This is a genomic window from Pantoea sp. S-LA4, from assembly GCF_054482835.1.
Genome location: NZ_JBTLRC010000002.1, coordinates 2,172,805 through 2,188,325, shown reverse-complemented (window position 1 = coordinate 2,188,325; position 15,521 = coordinate 2,172,805). Strand labels below are relative to the sequence as shown.

At 60.2% G+C, this 15,521-nt stretch carries 13 protein-coding genes; 11 read left to right on the top strand and 2 right to left on the bottom strand.

From position 1 onward, the window contains the following. From ACX3P5_RS11165 to ACX3P5_RS11130, 8 genes are all read left to right on the top strand, one after another. Positions 1-1,134, top strand: coding sequence for a M20 aminoacylase family protein (locus ACX3P5_RS11165; RefSeq protein ID WP_458968701.1), 1,134 nt, complete (start codon positions 1-3; stop codon positions 1,132-1,134). 113 nt (positions 1,135-1,247) lie between these two features. Further along, positions 1,248-2,564 (top strand): 4-aminobutyrate--2-oxoglutarate transaminase, encoded by a 1,317-nt coding sequence (gene gabT / locus ACX3P5_RS11160; protein ID WP_458968700.1) that lies wholly within the window; start codon positions 1,248-1,250, stop codon positions 2,562-2,564. Positions 2,565-2,705: 141 nt separating this feature from the next. Further along, positions 2,706-3,218: an Lrp/AsnC family transcriptional regulator gene (locus tag ACX3P5_RS11155; RefSeq protein ID WP_094121843.1), complete on the top strand. Its 513-nt coding sequence runs from the start codon at positions 2,706-2,708 to the stop codon at positions 3,216-3,218. Positions 3,219-3,570: 352 nt separating this feature from the next. Further along, complete coding sequence (locus ACX3P5_RS11150) at positions 3,571-4,017, top strand: GNAT family N-acetyltransferase (RefSeq protein ID WP_233987760.1); 447 nt, start codon at positions 3,571-3,573, stop codon at positions 4,015-4,017. Between the two features lie 18 nt (positions 4,018-4,035). Further along, positions 4,036-6,081, top strand: coding sequence for a hydantoinase/oxoprolinase family protein (locus tag ACX3P5_RS11145; RefSeq protein ID WP_458968699.1), 2,046 nt, complete (start codon positions 4,036-4,038; stop codon positions 6,079-6,081). 1 nt (position 6,082) lies between these two features. Further along, positions 6,083-8,041, top strand: a complete 1,959-nt coding sequence (locus tag ACX3P5_RS11140; protein WP_233987762.1) for a hydantoinase B/oxoprolinase family protein — start codon at positions 6,083-6,085, stop codon at positions 8,039-8,041. A gap of 62 nt (positions 8,042-8,103) precedes the next feature. Next, complete coding sequence (locus tag ACX3P5_RS11135) at positions 8,104-9,885, top strand: thiamine pyrophosphate-requiring protein (RefSeq protein WP_336755525.1); 1,782 nt, start codon at positions 8,104-8,106, stop codon at positions 9,883-9,885. A gap of 106 nt (positions 9,886-9,991) precedes the next feature. Beyond that, on the top strand, positions 9,992-10,834 hold the full coding sequence (locus ACX3P5_RS11130) for an oxidoreductase (RefSeq protein ID WP_233987764.1): 843 nt from the start codon (positions 9,992-9,994) through the stop codon (positions 10,832-10,834). 117 nt (positions 10,835-10,951) lie between these two features. On the opposite strand, the gene ACX3P5_RS11125 is transcribed toward ACX3P5_RS11130, so the two are convergent. Beyond that, a complete protein-coding gene (locus ACX3P5_RS11125) occupies positions 10,952-11,158 on the bottom strand; it encodes a hypothetical protein (protein WP_233987765.1) in 207 nt (68 codons plus the stop codon). Beyond that, complete coding sequence (locus ACX3P5_RS11120) at positions 11,142-11,711, bottom strand: hypothetical protein (RefSeq protein WP_458968698.1); 570 nt, start codon at positions 11,709-11,711, stop codon at positions 11,142-11,144. The genes ACX3P5_RS11125 and ACX3P5_RS11120 overlap by 17 nt, the downstream gene beginning before the upstream one ends. 377 nt (positions 11,712-12,088) lie before the next feature. Between ACX3P5_RS11120 and ACX3P5_RS11115 the strand changes: the two genes are divergently transcribed. The 3 genes from ACX3P5_RS11115 to biuH are packed head-to-tail and all read left to right on the top strand — an operon-like array spanning position 12,089 to position 15,505. Next, on the top strand, positions 12,089-13,525 hold the full coding sequence (locus tag ACX3P5_RS11115; protein ID WP_458968697.1) for an amidase: 1,437 nt from the start codon (positions 12,089-12,091) through the stop codon (positions 13,523-13,525). Continuing rightward, positions 13,522-14,826, top strand: a complete 1,305-nt coding sequence (locus ACX3P5_RS11110) for a purine-cytosine permease family protein (protein WP_233987768.1) — start codon at positions 13,522-13,524, stop codon at positions 14,824-14,826. The genes ACX3P5_RS11115 and ACX3P5_RS11110 overlap by 4 nt, the downstream gene beginning before the upstream one ends. Beyond that, positions 14,819-15,505, top strand: a complete 687-nt coding sequence (gene biuH / locus ACX3P5_RS11105) for a biuret amidohydrolase (protein ID WP_233987769.1) — start codon at positions 14,819-14,821, stop codon at positions 15,503-15,505. The genes ACX3P5_RS11110 and biuH overlap by 8 nt, the downstream gene beginning before the upstream one ends. Positions 15,506-15,521: the final 16 nt, after the last annotated feature.

The window sequence follows — 15,521 nt, the reverse complement described above, 5'->3', positions numbered from 1 at the left end:
ATGGATCATTTAGTCGCGCTGCGTCGCGATCTGCACGCCCATCCGGAAACCGGTTTTAACGAGCAGCGCACCAGCGATATCGTGGCCGCCTTTATGCATCAACTCGGCATTGAGGTGCATCGCGGCATCGGTAAAACCGGCGTTGTCGGGGTGCTGAAAAAGGGTAGCAGCGCACGGATGATCGGTCTGCGTGCTGATATGGATGCGCTGCCGATGCAGGATCAGGGTGATGCGGCGTGGAAAAGTCAGGTGGAACAGGTGAGTCACGCCTGCGGTCACGATGGTCACACCGTGATGCTGCTGGGCGCGGCGGAAGTGCTGACGCGCGATATCTCATTCGATGGCTGCGTCTGCTTTATTTTCCAGCCCGCGGAAGAGGGGCTGGCCGGGGCGAAGGCGATGATCGACGACGGATTGTTCAGCCGTTTTCCCTGTGACGCGGTCTATGCGATCCACAACTGGCCGGAACTGCCGCTGGGCAGGGTACAAACCCGGCCTGGTCCGATTATGGCGGCAGCCGACCGCTTCGACATCCGGGTGATCGGCGAGGGCGGCCATGCGGCGCAGCCCCACCTGACGCGCGATACCCTGCTGGCAACCAGTGAACTGGTGGTGCAGCTCAATACGCTGGTGGCGCGGGCGCTCGACCCCTGCGAAACCGGGCTGTTAACCGTGACCCGCATGCAGGGCGGCTTCTCACACAATATGATCCCGGCTGAAGCCAGCCTGACCGGCACGGTTCGCACCTTCAATCCGGCGGCACAGGCAACGCTGGAAGCACGGCTGCGCCAGATGGCAGAACACATTACCGCCGCGCACGGCCTGCGCGCCGAGGTCAGCTATCACCGTTACTACCCGGCGACCATCAACAGCGCCGCTGAAGCGCAGTTTTGTTTGCAGGCGCTCAGCCAGGCGGGTATTCCGGCCGACCTCGCGCCGCAGCCCGCGCTCACCTCAGAAGATTTCGCCTTTATGTTGCAGGCGCGTCCCGGCGCTTACCTGTGGCTGGGATCGGCACCCAGCAAGCCGCTGCATCATGCGGCCTATGACTTCAACGACGCGCTGATCCCGCATGGCATCCAGGTGTTTGTCGCGCTGATTCAACAGGCGCTGGCAGAGAAATTTCCCTGCTGAAAGCCGCAGGATTTTGACAGGAAATGCCGCTGCCTGCGGAATTACGGCAGCGTAAGAAACCAACGGGTTGCGATACTTGAGCCAACCGAACGTTACGTGGATGAGGGTTTAAAATGCAGAATGTCATGGCAGAGCAGCAAGCATACTCCGATAACAGCCTGTTACTGGATGCACGCGAGCAGAACGTGCCGCGTGGCGTGGTCACCGCACATCTGTTGGTGATCGAACGCGCGAAAGGCAGCGAAGTGTGGGATGTGGAAGGCAATCGCTATCTCGACTTCGTTGGCGGTATCGGCGTGCTGAATGTCGGTCATAATCATCCGGCGGTGGTCAATGCCGTCACCCGTCAGCTGGGCATGGTTTCCCACGCCTGTTTTCAGGTGGTCGCCTATCCGGGCTACATCACGCTGGCCCAGCGGCTGAACAAGCTGGTGGGCGGAGATGAGGCCTATAAAAGCGTCTTCTTCACCAGCGGCGCCGAAGCGGTAGAAAATGCGGTGAAAATCGCCCGTTCCCATACCCAGCGCCCCGGCATTATCGCCTTTGATGGCGCTTTTCATGGCCGTACGCTGCTGGGCGTAACCCTGACCGGCATGTCTGCGCCCTATAAACAGAATTTTGGTCCGTTCCCGGGTGACATTTACCGTGTGCCTTTCCCGAACCCGCTGCACGGTATCACCGAAGCGGACTGCCTGAAGGCACTGGATCAGCTGTTCGCGGTACAGATTCTGCCGGAGCGGGTCGCGGCGATCATCATCGAGCCGGTACAGGGTGACGGCGGCTTCCTGCCCGCGGGTCCGGCATTTATGCAGGCGCTGCGTCGTATCACCAGCCAGCATGGCATTCTGCTGATCTGTGATGAGATCCAGTCCGGCTTCGGGCGTACCGGCACGATGTTCGCTTTCCAGCAGTTGGGGATCAAACCGGATTTAGTCACGCTGGCGAAAAGCCTGGGCGGCGGTCTGCCGATTTCCGGCGTTGTCGGGCGGGCAGAGATCATGGATGCCCCCACGCCTGGCGGACTCGGCGGCACCTATGGCGGCAATGCGCTGGCCTGTGCTGCGGCGCTGGCGGTACTGGACCTGTTCGAACAGGAGAATCTGTTGCAGCGTTCCTGCCAGCTCGGCGAACAGCTCAATGCGCGTCTGCGTCAGCTGGCGGATAAATATGCCTGCATTGGCGATGTGCGCGGCGTTGGCTTTATGCAGGCGGTTGAGATTCTGGACTTTGAAACCGGGCGGCCCGATGCAGCCCTGACCCAGAAGATTCTCGACAGCGCCTGCCAGGAGGGTCTGCTGCTGATTAAGTGCGGGCTGCATCGTAATACCATCCGTTTCCTGGCACCGCTGGTGACCACTGACTCGCAACTGGAAGAAGCGCTGCATATCTTCGATATTGCGCTGGCCCGCGCCACCGGCCGGTTAGGGTAAAGTCCGCTTCCTCATTGATATTGTTGGAGTAATTTGAAAACCTCCCGCTGGTATAACCACTGCTTAGCGCTGGCGCGTTTACCGTAAAGCGTGTTATATCTTCGGGAGGTTCTGCACATTTGATTAACAATGAGGGGTGCTATGAACGGCTTAATGAAACTCGACCGCATCGACATCAACATTCTGGTGCAACTCCAGAAAGATGGCCGTATCAGCAACGTTAACCTCGCCGATGCTGTAGGCCTTTCCCCAAGCCCCTGTCTGCAACGGGTCAAGCGCCTGGAACAGGCGGGCTTTATCACCGGCTATGAAGCGCACATCAACCTCACGCGCATCACCGATTCGGTGACGGTATTTACCGAAGTGACCCTCTCCGGTCATCGCCGCGAAGACTTTATGAAATTTGAAAGTGCGATGCGCGACGTCGATGAGCTGATGGAGTGCCATCTGATCACCGGCGGCTATGACTATTTGCTGCGTTTTATAACCCGCAGTATTGAGCATTACCAGGAAGTGATTGAGAAGATGCTCGACGCCCAGATCGGCATCGATAAGTACTTCAGCTATATCGTCATTAAATCACCGATCATGAAAAGCAGCGTGCCGTTGCGCTCGCTGATCAGCAAACAGAACTCGGTCGAGTTTGGTGTCTGACGGGCGGCCTCTGGTCGCTTATTCCCGCCTTCCCTCAACACGGGGAAGGGGGTGAGCGCAGGAGCCGTTTTCCCCGTGCTGTTTACCGTCACTCATCTGCTTTAGCCCGCACTGCCTGCCTCCAAACCTGATTCACCCCCGTCTGTATGCCCGCCACCTCAGCCCGTTTTGACGACGCTGGCGCGCAGCGGCGACACCGCTGACCCGGCTCGCCACCAAACACAACCGCCCGCAGCATAAAATTTCATTCCCCGCTGAAATTCAGCCGCTAAAACCGCTTCTGATACGCGCTACAGTCTTAACCGTTCCGCAAAGCCTTTTACACTGATTTCAACCGATACAAGGAGTTGTCATGAGCTCATTCGTGATTGCTGACCAGCAATGGCAGCGTGATGCATTTACCGTCTCCACCGCACGTCAGCGGCTCGACCTCGACTGGGTCCACCACCAGCTGGCGGAAAAGTCCTACTGGGCGCAGGGCCAGCCGCGGGCCAAAACTGAGCGGGCGATTGCCGGTTCATTGCCGTTTGGCCTCTATCACCAGCAGGCGCAGATCGGTTTTGCCCGGCTGATCACGGACTACACCCGTTTTGGCTGGCTGTGCGATGTGATGATCGATGAGAACTGGCGCGGGCACGGGCTGGGTAGCTGGCTGGCGACCTGCGTCCGTGAACATCCCGAACTGCAAACGGTGCACCGCTGGATGCTGTCAACCCGTGATGCCCATCAGGTCTACCAGCGACTCGGCTGGCGTGTGGTGCAGGATCCACAGACGCTGATGGAATTTCCTCCCTCCTGACCCTGGAGTTAACCTGAGATGCGATACCGCGTTGGCGTGGATATTGGCGGATCTTTTACCGATTTCGCCGTGCTCGATCAGCAAACCAATCAGATTCATACCCTTAAAGTCCTGTCGCGCCCGGATCAACCGGGCAGCGAAATCGTCACCGGGCTGACGCAGTTTCAGCAGCGCGATGGCATTGAACCGGCAGAGATTGGCTATTTTACCCACGGCACCACGGTCGGGATTAATGCGGTGATCCAGCGGCGCGGCGTGCGGCTGGCGCTGTTTGCGACTGAAGGCTTCTGCGATGTGCTGGAGCTGGCGCGCCTGAAAATCCCGCATATCCACGATCTCTTTTCGCGGCGTCCCGCGCCGCTGATTAGCCGCGATCGGGTGTTTGCCATCCGCGAACGCAGCGACTGTCACGGCAACGTGCTGCAAGCGGTCGATCGCCAGAGCGTGCTGGATGCGATAGAGCAGGCGCGGGCGGCGGGCTGTCAGGGCATTGTGGTCTCGCTGCTGCACAGCTACCGCAACCGGAACAATGAAGCCGCAGTGAAAGCGATTATCGACGAAGTGGCCCCGGAGCTGCTGACCTCCTGTTCGGCCGACATCTGGCCAATCATCCGCGAATATGAGCGCACCATCACCGCCACCATTAACGCCTACGTTCAGCCGATGGTGATCAACTATCTCGAATCCTTTGAGCAGGCGCTGCATCGCCTTGGGGTGAAACCACCGCCGCGCATTACCAAATCAAATGGCGGCGTCATGGGCCTTGAGCAGGCGAAACGCGAATGCGTACAGATGGTGCTCTCCGGTACCGCATCAGGAGTCATCGGTGCCAGTTATCTCGCCAGCGCCTGCGGCTTTGACAAAATTCTCAGCCTCGACATCGGCGGCACCAGTGCCGACGTGGCGGTGATCGTCGATGGCAAGGTGGCGCAGGGCAACGGCGAAATCATCGGTGATTTTCCTATCTTTATTCCGTCGGTGGCGGTGACCTCGGTCGGGCAGGGCGGCGGCTCGCTGGCGTGGATTGATGGCCAGGGCGTGCTGCAGATGGGACCGGACAGCGCCGGATCACTGCCGGGACCGGTCTGCTTCCAGCGCGGCGGCACCCAGCCTACCGCTACCGACGCCTTTGCCGCCTGCGGCATGATGGGGCACGGCGCGCTCGGCTACAACGCGGTAAGCGTGGATGTGGCCGCCGCTCGTGCGGCCTGGCAACCGCTGGCGGACAGGCTCAATGTGACGGTGCAGGAAACGGCAGAGACCGCCATCCAACTGGCGATCTCCAGCATGTACAGCGATACCAGCGGCTTGCTCTCCCGTTTTGGCCTCGATCCGCGTGAATTCTGGTTCCTCGCCTTTGGCGGCGCAGGGCCGATGATGGGCTGTTTCCTGGCCCGCGAGCTGAACATGAAAGGCGTTATCGTGCCGCTTACGCCAGGCGTTCTCTCGGCGCTCGGCGGGCTGGTGGCGGATATCCGCAATGACTTTATCCGCACCCTCTACAGTGACCTGACGCCAGCGCTGGCTGACACCTTAGCCAGCGAAGCGCAGGCGTTACAGCAACGTGCCTGCGGCTGGCTGGCGCAGGAGCACGGCAGCGAGATGCCGTACCAGCTGCAATTCAGCGCCGACATGCGCTATCGCGGCCAGTCGTTTGAAATTGAAGTGCCGCTGGAGGCGAACTGGCTGGCGACGGCTGACGTTACGGCGCTGCATCAGGCGTTTGACGCCCAGCATCAGCAGATGTTTGGTCACTGCGATCCGGAAGCGCCGGTACAGCTGATCAATCTGCGGCTGGTGATCGCTTCGCCCACCCCGAAACCGGCGATCAATCGTCTGCCGGTGGCCACCGAACCGGCTGCGGTGCTGAAGCAGGCAGACGCCTGGATCGATGGCGCATGGCATCAGGTGGATGTGGTGCTGCGGTCGGAACTGCGTGCCGGGCATCGGCTCACCGGCCCGGTGATCGTCGCTCAGGATGATTGCACCACCTGCGTGCCGCCCGGCATGTGGGTCAATGTCGACCCTTTTGGCAACCTGCTGATCACTGCGAGTGAGGCGTAATATGGCAATTGACGGACGTAACCTGCAGATCCTCGCCAACTACTGCGCGGCGGCCGCCGATGCAATGGCGTTTACCCTGATGCGCACCGCGCACTCAACCTTTGTAAAAGAGACTGAAGATTTCTCCTGCCAGATCGTCAGCCGTGACGGCCTGGCCTTCGCCTCACCACGCAGCTTCGGCGCGCCCTGGTACAGCGGCATCGACTATGCGCCGGTGCTGGCGCTGATTGCGGATTACGCCGAGGGTGATATCTGCATCACCAACGATGCCTACGCCGGTAACGTCGCGACTCACTCGCCCGATATCCATATCTGGAAACCGGTGTTTCATCAGGGCGAGATTGTCTGCTTCGTGGTGGGGCACATCCATAACACCGATGTCGGCGGCGCGGTGCCGGCCTCGCTGTCGCGTTCGCTAACCGACATCGTGCAGGAAGGGATTCGCATCCCGCCGCTGAAGATCGTCAGCAATGGCGTACTGAACGGCGATGTGGCGCGCATCATGCGGCTTAACGTGCGGGCTCCGGATCAGAACTGGGGCGATTTCAAAGCACAACTGGCGTCGGTGAACGTCGGTGAGCGCAAAATTCACGACATTATCGCCCGCTTTGGCGTGGAGGATTTCCTGCAGGGCATTGAAGGCATTCTCGATTACGCCGAAGCACAGGCGCGTAGCATTATCACCACCATTCCGGACGGCGACTATTTTTATGCCGATTACGCCGACGAAGATGGCGAAGGCGGTTATCCCTGTCGCATCGCGATTACGCTGCGGGTCAGGGGCGACCAGCTGGAGCTCGACTACACCGGCAGCGATCCTCAACTGGCTTCCTCACTGAATATGCCGACCGGCGGCCGTGAGCGCCATCCGCTGGCGCTGGTCGGCGTGACCTATGTGCTCTCCACGCTGGACCGCTCGCTGCTGCTCAACGCCGGTACGCTGCGGCCGACCCGGGCGATATTGCCGCCCGGCACGGTGATGAACTGTGAGGCCCCGGCGGCGGTGGGTATGCGCTCATTGACCTGCGCACTGTCGCAGATCGCCACGCTGGGCGTCTTCTCGCTGGCGATGCCGGACCGTCTGCCGGCTAACTCGCCCGGCGGTAACTCGATCATGAATATCCGTACCCAGACCGCCAGCCGCAGCGTGGTCGCCTCGCTCGGTCCGGTTGGCGGTGGCGCGGGCGGCACGCCGCGACATGATGGACCCGATGGCTCGGGCGGCCTCTCCGCGTTCCTGAAAAACACCCCGATTGAGATCAATGAAGCGGAGGTCCCGATTCGCTTCCACCGCTATGGACTGGCGCAGGACAGCGCCGGTGCTGGCCAGTATCGCGGCGGGTTAGCCACCGAAATGGCGTTTGAAATTTTTTCGCCCAACACCACCATTACCGCGCGTAACCGCAACCGCTCGGTATTTGCCTCGGCAGGCGTGATGGGCGGGCAGAGCGGGGCGCTCTCCTGTTTTCGCACGCTGCGCGACGGGAAGGTGATCAACCACGGCAACACCGATGTGATCGGCGCAGAGCCGGGCGATGTGGTGGAAGTGCGCGGGCCGGGCGCCGGCGGCTACGGCTTGCCGTCGCAGCGCGATCCGGAAGCGGTATTGCAGGATGTGCGCTGCGGCTTTCTCAGCCTGGACGCCGCCCGGCAGCAGTATGGCGTGGTGATCACCGATAACCAGCTGGATCAGCCCGCGACGGCCCGACTGCGCGCCGCGATGCCACAGCAGGCGAGCCAGCATTTTGAGCACGGCGCAGCGCGGCAGCGCTTTGAATCGCTCTGGACAACGCAGCGGTATCACTTACTTACGGTTTTTCTTGCTGCGGCGCCGGTCAGCTGGCGGCACTTCCTGAAAACCCAGGTATTCCGCGCGGTGGAAGAAATAGGCGAAACGGCGGATATGGCGCAGATATTCAGTGATTTGCGTCAGCGATATCCGGCAATGGCGAACAACTAACGGCAACGCGCCATCGTCTACTACGCTTTAAGTCTGCAAGGACAACCAAGGGAAACGCGACGATGAGCATGAAAACCAGTGATTTTTTTGTCCAGCGCCTGAAAGAGTGGGGCGTCACCCGGATTTATGGCTACCCTGGCGACGGCATTAACGGCGTGCTGGGGGCGATCCAGCGCGCCAACAAAAAGGGTGATGGCATCGAGTTTATTCAGGTGCGCCACGAAGAGATGGCCGCCTTTATGGCGGCCGGTCACGCCAAATTCACCGGCGAAATGGGCGTCTGCCTGTCAACCGGCGGGCCTGGTGCCACCCATCTGCTGACCGGTCTGTATGACGCCAAAATGGACCATGCACCGGTGCTGGCGATTGCCGGTCAGGCAGAAGCCACGGCACGCGGAGCCAGTTATCAGCAGGAGATGAATCTGGATCGCGTCTTCTCAGACGTGGCGAATTTCGTTCAGGAAGCGGCGGCCCCGGCCCAGGTACGACACCTGATCGATCGCGGGGTACGCATTGCCAAAGCCCAGAACGGCGTCGCGGTGGTGATTATCCCTAAAGATATTCAGGATGAAGAGTGGCAGGCACCGCAGCATCTGCACGGCTTCACCCATTCGGGCAGCGGCTATCAGCGGCCGAAAGTGGTGCCGTATGAAGCGGATCTGCAACGGGCCGCCGACGTGCTGAACGCCGGTAAAAAAGTGGCGATTCTGATTGGTGCAGGCGCACGCAACGCGGCGGTTGAAGTGGTGCAGGCCGCCAATGTGCTGGGTGCCGGAGTCGCGAAAGCGCTGCTGGGCAAAGATGTGCTGCCGGACGACGCGCCGTTTGTCACCGGTTCGATCGGCCTGCTCGGCACCAAACCCTCGTCAGATTTGATGAAAAACTGCGATACCCTGCTGATGATTGGCAGCGGCTTTCCGTGGACCGAATTTTTGCCGGAAGAGGGCAAGGCGCGGGCGGTACAAATCGATATCGATCCGGCGATGCTCGGCCTGCGCTATCCCTGTGAAGTGAATCTGCATGGCGATGCCGCCGAAACCCTGCGCGCGCTGCTGCCGTTGCTGGAGCATAAGCAGGATCGCAGCTGGCAGGAAGATATTGCGGTTCAGGTGCGTGACTGGTGGACGCTGATGGAAGAGCGCGCGATGGCACCGGCGAATCCGGTCAATCCGCAGCGCGTGGTGTGGGAGATGTCACCGCAGTTGCCGGACAATGCGATTGTTACCTCCGATTCCGGTTCCTGCGCCAACTGGTTCGCCCGCGATTATCGGGTCAAACAGGGACAACGCGCTTCGCTCTCGGGCGGTCTGGCCTGCATGGGGGCCGCCGTGCCTTACGCCATCGCAGCGAAGTTTGCTCATCCGGAAAAACCGGTGGTGGCGCTGGTTGGGGATGGCGCGATGCAGATGAATAACATGGCGGAGCTGATCACCATTCAGAAATACTGGCAGCAGTGGGCCGACCCGCGATTGATCGTCTGCGTGTTCAACAATCAGGATCTCAATCAGGTGACCTGGGAGCAGCGGGTGATGGAAGGCAATCCGCGCTTTGACGCCTCGCAGCAGTTGCCGGATGTGAAATACGCCAAGTTTGCCGAATCGCTGGGCATGATCGGTATTTTCGTCGATAACCCTGACGATCTGGCGGCCGCCTGGCAGCGTGCACTGAGCGCTGACCGTCCGGTGCTGCTGGAGGTGAAAACCGATCCGGAAGTGGCACCGCTGCCACCGCACATCACCTTTAAGCAGGCAAAAGCCTTTATGGCGTCGATGGCGAAAGGCGACCGTGGCGCGGCGCAAATCATCAGTGATACCGCCAGTCAGCTGCTGCATAAAAAGCATTAAGGGTTAAATCGGGCAGTGTCGCACCGCTAACCTTAGCCTTCTCTCCCCGGACGCACTCGCGTCCGGGTTTATACCCCTCTTCATCATCACTAACGGGAGTCTTAACATGGCGGCTCATACAAGCCCTGTCTGGTTTATCTCAGGATGTTCTACCGGTTTTGGACGTGAACTGGCGCAGCAGACTATCGCGCGCGGTTTCAGGGTGGTGGTGACGGCCCGCGATACCGCAAAAGTTGCCGATCTGGTCGACGGCCATGACAATGCGCTGGCGGTGACGCTGGATGTCACGCAGCAATCCAGTATTGATCAGGCGGTGCAGGCTGCGCTGAACGCGTTCGGCACCATTGACGTACTGGTGAATAATGCCGGTTACGGTTATCAGAGCTCAGTGGAAGAGGCTGAAGAACAGGCGATCCGCGCGCAGTTTGATGCCAACGTATTCGGCCTGTTTGCCCTGACCCGCGCCGTGCTCCCTGTGATGCGCAAGGCACGCCGCGGTCATGTGATCAACATTACTTCTGTGGCGGGTTTTATCGGTTTTGCCAGCTCCGGCTACTACTCAGCCAGCAAACATGCGGTGGAAGGCTGGTCCGACTCACTGGCGCAGGAAGCGGGTCCGCTGGGCATTCACGTCACCTGCGTGGAGCCGGGACCGTTCCGCACCGACTGGGCGGGCCGCTCGCTGCATCAGACCCCAAGCACCTTACCGGAATATGCCGATACCGCGGCCGCCCGGATGAAAGCTACCGCCGAATACAGCGGCACCCAGAAAGGCGATCCTGCCCGTGCGGCGCAGGCCATGATTGCGATTACCGAGCATGATAATCCGCCACGCCATCTGGTGATGGGCGCATGGGGATATGAGGCGGTAACCAGCAAACTCAAAGAGCGGCTGGCGCAGATTGAAGCGTGGAAACAGACGTCGGTGGAGACTGATTTTCCGGAGTAGAACTTATTACTGTGCGGGTGGCAGAAAGCCGCCCGCGCGCGCGTGAGCCTGAAGTCGTTAAAAACAGGAAAGGCCCGTTTATCGGGCCTTCAGGAACTAAGCGCGTACCTTAGCTTTCTACATTTCGCGCGCATTCAGTTCTTGCAGCTTGCGGCGCAGCAGGGCAGAGGAGGAGCGTTTTCTCGCCTGAGCTAACTGGGCTTTAATGGCAGGCAGATCGGGATTGGCCAGCCACTCAGCTATCAATAGTGCTCTTAACTCCTTATACCGGGTTTCGACCGGAGCCAAAGGGGTTATTTCATCGTGTTTATTGTAAAACGACATAGCAAGCTCTCCCTGTAGTCACGACTTTATAAGCCCGGAAATAGTCCGGGATTAAAGGTTGCGGCGCTTTTTTCGACAACCCTGTTCGGGGATAGTAGCGCAGTTCATTTTTTAACCCAAGTACGGCGTCGTAGATCTCCTCCAGGGGAGTCGGACGGTTGCGGTCAACGATCTCTCCTGACGCAGCCTGGAAAACAAACCCGCCAATAAAGAAACGTTCATTGTGTGCCATTAACGCCAGTACTACGCTTTTTAAAACGACAGCACTACCTAATCCGGCAAAGCTGACATGGCGAAAATCGCTCAGGCACCCCAGACTATCGAACACGTCAAAGCAGACCTCCGCCAGGCCGTTAACCGGAAATGAGACGCCTTGTGGCATCCGGTATTCGATACGGGTAAAAGTCTGTTCATCCAGCAGATTGCCAACGATGACGGTGTAGGTCTCATTACCGGCAACAAACACGTAGCTGTGATGAACACGGCGATCGTAAATAAACCTTTTTCGCCTGATGTTGTAATCTTCGAGAAAAATCTCTTCTTCTATGCGCACTTGTCATCCCTGTATGCAGCCTGTGAATCTTTAAGCAACGATTCTTCTGCTCCTGCCCGGCTCCGTCAAATATCCATATAAAAAATGTGGTTACCCATTCCAGGGTAACCGCCGCTGTTGCTGCGTATCGACCCCATTTTGCGACTCTTGCCGCACTTCACTTCAGTGATGCGCCCCGTAATCGCGCACGCCTGCGTCATCATCGTGCTGAAAAAATAAACAGAGACCCGCGTCCGGCATCATAAGAATTCGATCTTGTATCCCAGGCCGTATTCCATCTGGCATCCCCGTTTCAGACCGCGCTGTTCACCGCTAACTGGCACGCTTCCTGCACCTTTCTGCACTTAGTAATCGGGAAGACTTTTGGCGAGGTTCACATGTTTGACTCCTTATTAGATGAAGATGCGACCACCCTGGCGGCACTGGTCCGCCGCGGTGAGGTCTCGGCCAGCGAACTGACCCAGGCGGCGCTGACGCGGATGGAACGGCGTGAACCGCATATCCAGGCGTTTTGTACTCCGACGCCGGACCTTGCGCTGGCACAGGCGAAGGCGCTGGATGCGCGGCGGGCGCGGGGTGAAACGCTGGGTGCGCTGGCGGGCGTGCCGCTGGCGGTGAAAGATTTGATCTCTACCGCCAGCGTCCGCACCACCTCCGGTTCGGCGGCATACCAGGATTTCATACCTGAAGACGATGATATTACGGTCGAGCGACTGCTGGCCGCCGACGCCATTCTGCTGGGAAAAACCACCGCGCCCGAGTTTGGGTACAGCGGTGTCGGACACAATCCTCTGTTCCCGTCGCCGCGCAATCCGTGGGACCTGACCAAAACCCCTGGCGGCTCCAGTGCCGGATCGGGCGCGGCAGTGGCGGCGCGGCTCTGTCCAATCGCGCTGGGCAGTGATGGCGGCGGCTCGGTGCGCATTCCGGCGGCGCACTGCGGCATATATGGTTTCAAAGCCTCAATGGGACGCGTGCCGCTGTGGCCCGGCTGCCGCGATGAACGCTATCCGGGCGTCTCCAGTTGGGAGTCGCTGGAGCACATTGGCCCGATGACGCGCACGGTGCGCGACGCCGCCCTGATGATGTCGCTGATGGCGGGCCCGGATATGCGCGATCGCCACTCCATTCCCTGCAGCGACGTTGACTGGCTGGGCGCGCCCGGCCAGCCGGTCGAAAAACTGCGCATCGCCTTTAGCGCCGATTTTGGTTACGTGGCGGTCGATCCCGAGGTGCGCGCTGTGGTCAGTGCCGCCGCGCAGCGTTTTGCTGAGGAAATCGGTGCGGAGCTGGAGCAGGCCGATCCCGGATTCCGCGATCCTTCGGCGGCCTTTGGTGCGCTGGTGGCGATGGAAAGCGATCTCAGCGGGATGCGCAGGATGATGGAACAGCAGGGCGATCGGATGTCGCCGCACCTGGTCGCCATGCTGCAACGCGACTGGCGGGCCGAAACCTTTACCGACGCCATTACCACCCGCAAAGCGGTCAGCAACAGCCTGTGGCGCTTTATGCAGCGCTACGATCTGCTGATCACGCCGACGCTGGCGGTGCCGCCGTTTGCGCTCGGTATGCAGGGACCGGAAATCATTGATGGTCGTATGGTCCGCAGCGATCACTGGCTGTCGTTCTGCTTCCCGTTCAACTTCACCGGCCAGCCTGCGGCCTCGGTGCCCGCCGGGTTCACCGCCAGCGGCCTGCCGGTGGGGCTGCAAATCGTCGGACGGCATCTTGATGATGCCTTAGTGCTGGCTGCCAGCGCGGCTTTCGAGCGCATTCAGCCGTGGAACCACCTTCAACCTGGAATCGCCCAATGAAAAATGCTTCTGCACCTGCGTTAGAACAGGAATTTGAACATCAGCCGGTGCCGCTGTCGCACCGCCACTCCACCCGCTCCGTCTCGGCGGTCTGGTTCGGTTTCCCGATGATCCTGACCAACGCGCTGTTTGGCGGCATCATCACCTGGCACCTGGGCTTCTGGCCGGCGCTGATCGCCATTCTGCTCGGCAATCTGGTGCTGTTCGCCTACGTCGGCGCGCTGAGCTGGTACGCCGGTAACACCGGGATGAACTTTGCCTTACAGGCGCGCCGCACCTTTGGCAGCAAAGGTTACATTCTGGTCTCCGGCTTTCTCTCAACGGTGGTGATTGGCTGGTACGCCTTCCAGACCGGCCTGACCGGCACGGTGATCAATCAGACTTTTGGCTGGAATGCGCTGGCGGTCACCGCCTTTGCCATGGTGCTTTATACCGCCATTACCTTTCTCGGGGTGCGTGCGCTGTCGGTGCTGGGGATGATCGCCGCGCCGCTGTTTGTGGTGCTGGGCGGAGTGGCGCTGTGGCTGATAGGCCAGCAGCATGACTTCAGCACGGTGACTCACTGGCAGGGCAGCGCCAGTGCGGCGGGCGCGATGAGTATGGGCACCGCCGTCACCATGGTGGTGGCGGGCTTTGCCGACTCCGGCACCATGACCGCCGACTTTACCCGCTGGTCGAAAAACGGCCGTTCGGCGGTGATCGCAGCGTTTTCCGCCTTTCCGGTGGCGAACGTCATCTCTTATCTGTTTGGTGTAGTCATCGTTGCGGTCGGCGCGGCGGTCGATCCGCTGACCAACGGCGGCAACTTTCTGCCGATGCTGATGGGGCACAGCGCCTTTTTATCGGTGGTGGCCTGTCTGTTCGTGTTTATTAACCTCGGCTCGGTCTGCACCCACTGCCTGTATAACGGCGCGGTGGGCTTCAGCCATCTGTTCAGCAGTAAAATGCGCCTCTGGACGCTGATCCTGGGCGCGATCGGCGGGGCGCTGGCGCTGGCGGGCGTCTGGTCTTACTTCCTGGACTGGCTCAGCCTGCTGGGCATTGTGGTGCCGCCGTTTGGTGCAGTGATGATTGTTGACCTGATTTTCATGGCGAAAATCAGCGAGCAGCGACCGTCGCAGCGTTTTCGCGCTACCGCTTTTGCGGCCTGGGCGATCGGAAGCCTGTGTGCCGTTATCGCCCATCTGGCCTTTCCGCAGTTGGGTGAGGCGGTGATCGGCCTGGTGACCGCCGCGCTCAGTTACAGCCTGATTAGCCGGGTGCGTGCGCCGCGACCGGTGATGGAGAAGAAAAATGCCTGATTACAGCGTCAACTCAACCCCCTACGCCTGGCCGTTTGACGGTGGCTTCAGCCCGGCCGATACCGCGCTGGTGGTGATTGATATGCAGACTGACTTCTGCGGCGTCGGCGGCTATGTCGATACCATGGGCTACGATGTGGCGCTGACCCGCGCCCCGATTGCGCCGTTGCAGCAGGTGCTGGCGGCGATGCGCGCCCGGCAGTTTCCGATCATTCATACCCGCGAAGGGCACCGGCCCGACCTCAGCGACTTACCGGCCAATAAGCACTGGCGCTCGCGACGGATGAAGGCGGGCATTGGTGATGACGGGCCGTGCGGCCGTATTCTGGTGCGCGGCGAACCCGGCTGGGAGATTATCCCGGAGCTGGCGCCGTTGCCGGGCGAGGTGGTGATCGATAAACCGGGCAAAGGCTCGTTTTACGCCACCGATCTGGAGCTGATCCTGCGCAGCCGGCACATCCGCAATTTGATCCTCACCGGCATCACCACCGATGTCTGCGTGCACACCACGCTGCGGGAGGCCAACGACCGCGGATTTGAATGTCTGGTGCTGTCCGACTGCTGCGCCGCCACCGAGCGGCGACATCATGAGGCGGCGCTGAGCATGATCCATATGCAGGGCGGAATTTTTGGCGCGGTTGCCAGTTCGGCAGCCTTGCTGGATAGCCTTGGCGGATAACGCCTGTGGTCTGCCG

What these genes read in the sequence shown, in the direction of transcription:
- ACX3P5_RS11125 (WP_233987765.1), bottom strand. Translation starts at nt 11,158, where the DNA reads ATGTCGTTTTACAATAAACACGATGAAATAACCCCTTTGGCTCCGGTC.
- ACX3P5_RS11145 (WP_458968699.1), top strand. Translation starts at nt 4,036, where the DNA reads ATGCGATACCGCGTTGGCGTGGATATTGGCGGATCTTTTACCGATTTC.
- ACX3P5_RS11165 (WP_458968701.1), top strand. Translation starts at nt 1, where the DNA reads ATGGATCATTTAGTCGCGCTGCGTCGCGATCTGCACGCCCATCCGGAA.
- biuH (WP_233987769.1), top strand. Translation starts at nt 14,819, where the DNA reads ATGCCTGATTACAGCGTCAACTCAACCCCCTACGCCTGGCCGTTTGAC.
- ACX3P5_RS11150 (WP_233987760.1), top strand. Translation starts at nt 3,571, where the DNA reads ATGAGCTCATTCGTGATTGCTGACCAGCAATGGCAGCGTGATGCATTT.
- gabT (WP_458968700.1), top strand. Translation starts at nt 1,248, where the DNA reads ATGCAGAATGTCATGGCAGAGCAGCAAGCATACTCCGATAACAGCCTG.
- ACX3P5_RS11110 (WP_233987768.1), top strand. Translation starts at nt 13,522, where the DNA reads ATGAAAAATGCTTCTGCACCTGCGTTAGAACAGGAATTTGAACATCAG.
- ACX3P5_RS11115 (WP_458968697.1), top strand. Translation starts at nt 12,089, where the DNA reads ATGTTTGACTCCTTATTAGATGAAGATGCGACCACCCTGGCGGCACTG.
- ACX3P5_RS11140 (WP_233987762.1), top strand. Translation starts at nt 6,083, where the DNA reads ATGGCAATTGACGGACGTAACCTGCAGATCCTCGCCAACTACTGCGCG.
- ACX3P5_RS11155 (WP_094121843.1), top strand. Translation starts at nt 2,706, where the DNA reads ATGAACGGCTTAATGAAACTCGACCGCATCGACATCAACATTCTGGTG.
- ACX3P5_RS11135 (WP_336755525.1), top strand. Translation starts at nt 8,104, where the DNA reads ATGAGCATGAAAACCAGTGATTTTTTTGTCCAGCGCCTGAAAGAGTGG.
- ACX3P5_RS11130 (WP_233987764.1), top strand. Translation starts at nt 9,992, where the DNA reads ATGGCGGCTCATACAAGCCCTGTCTGGTTTATCTCAGGATGTTCTACC.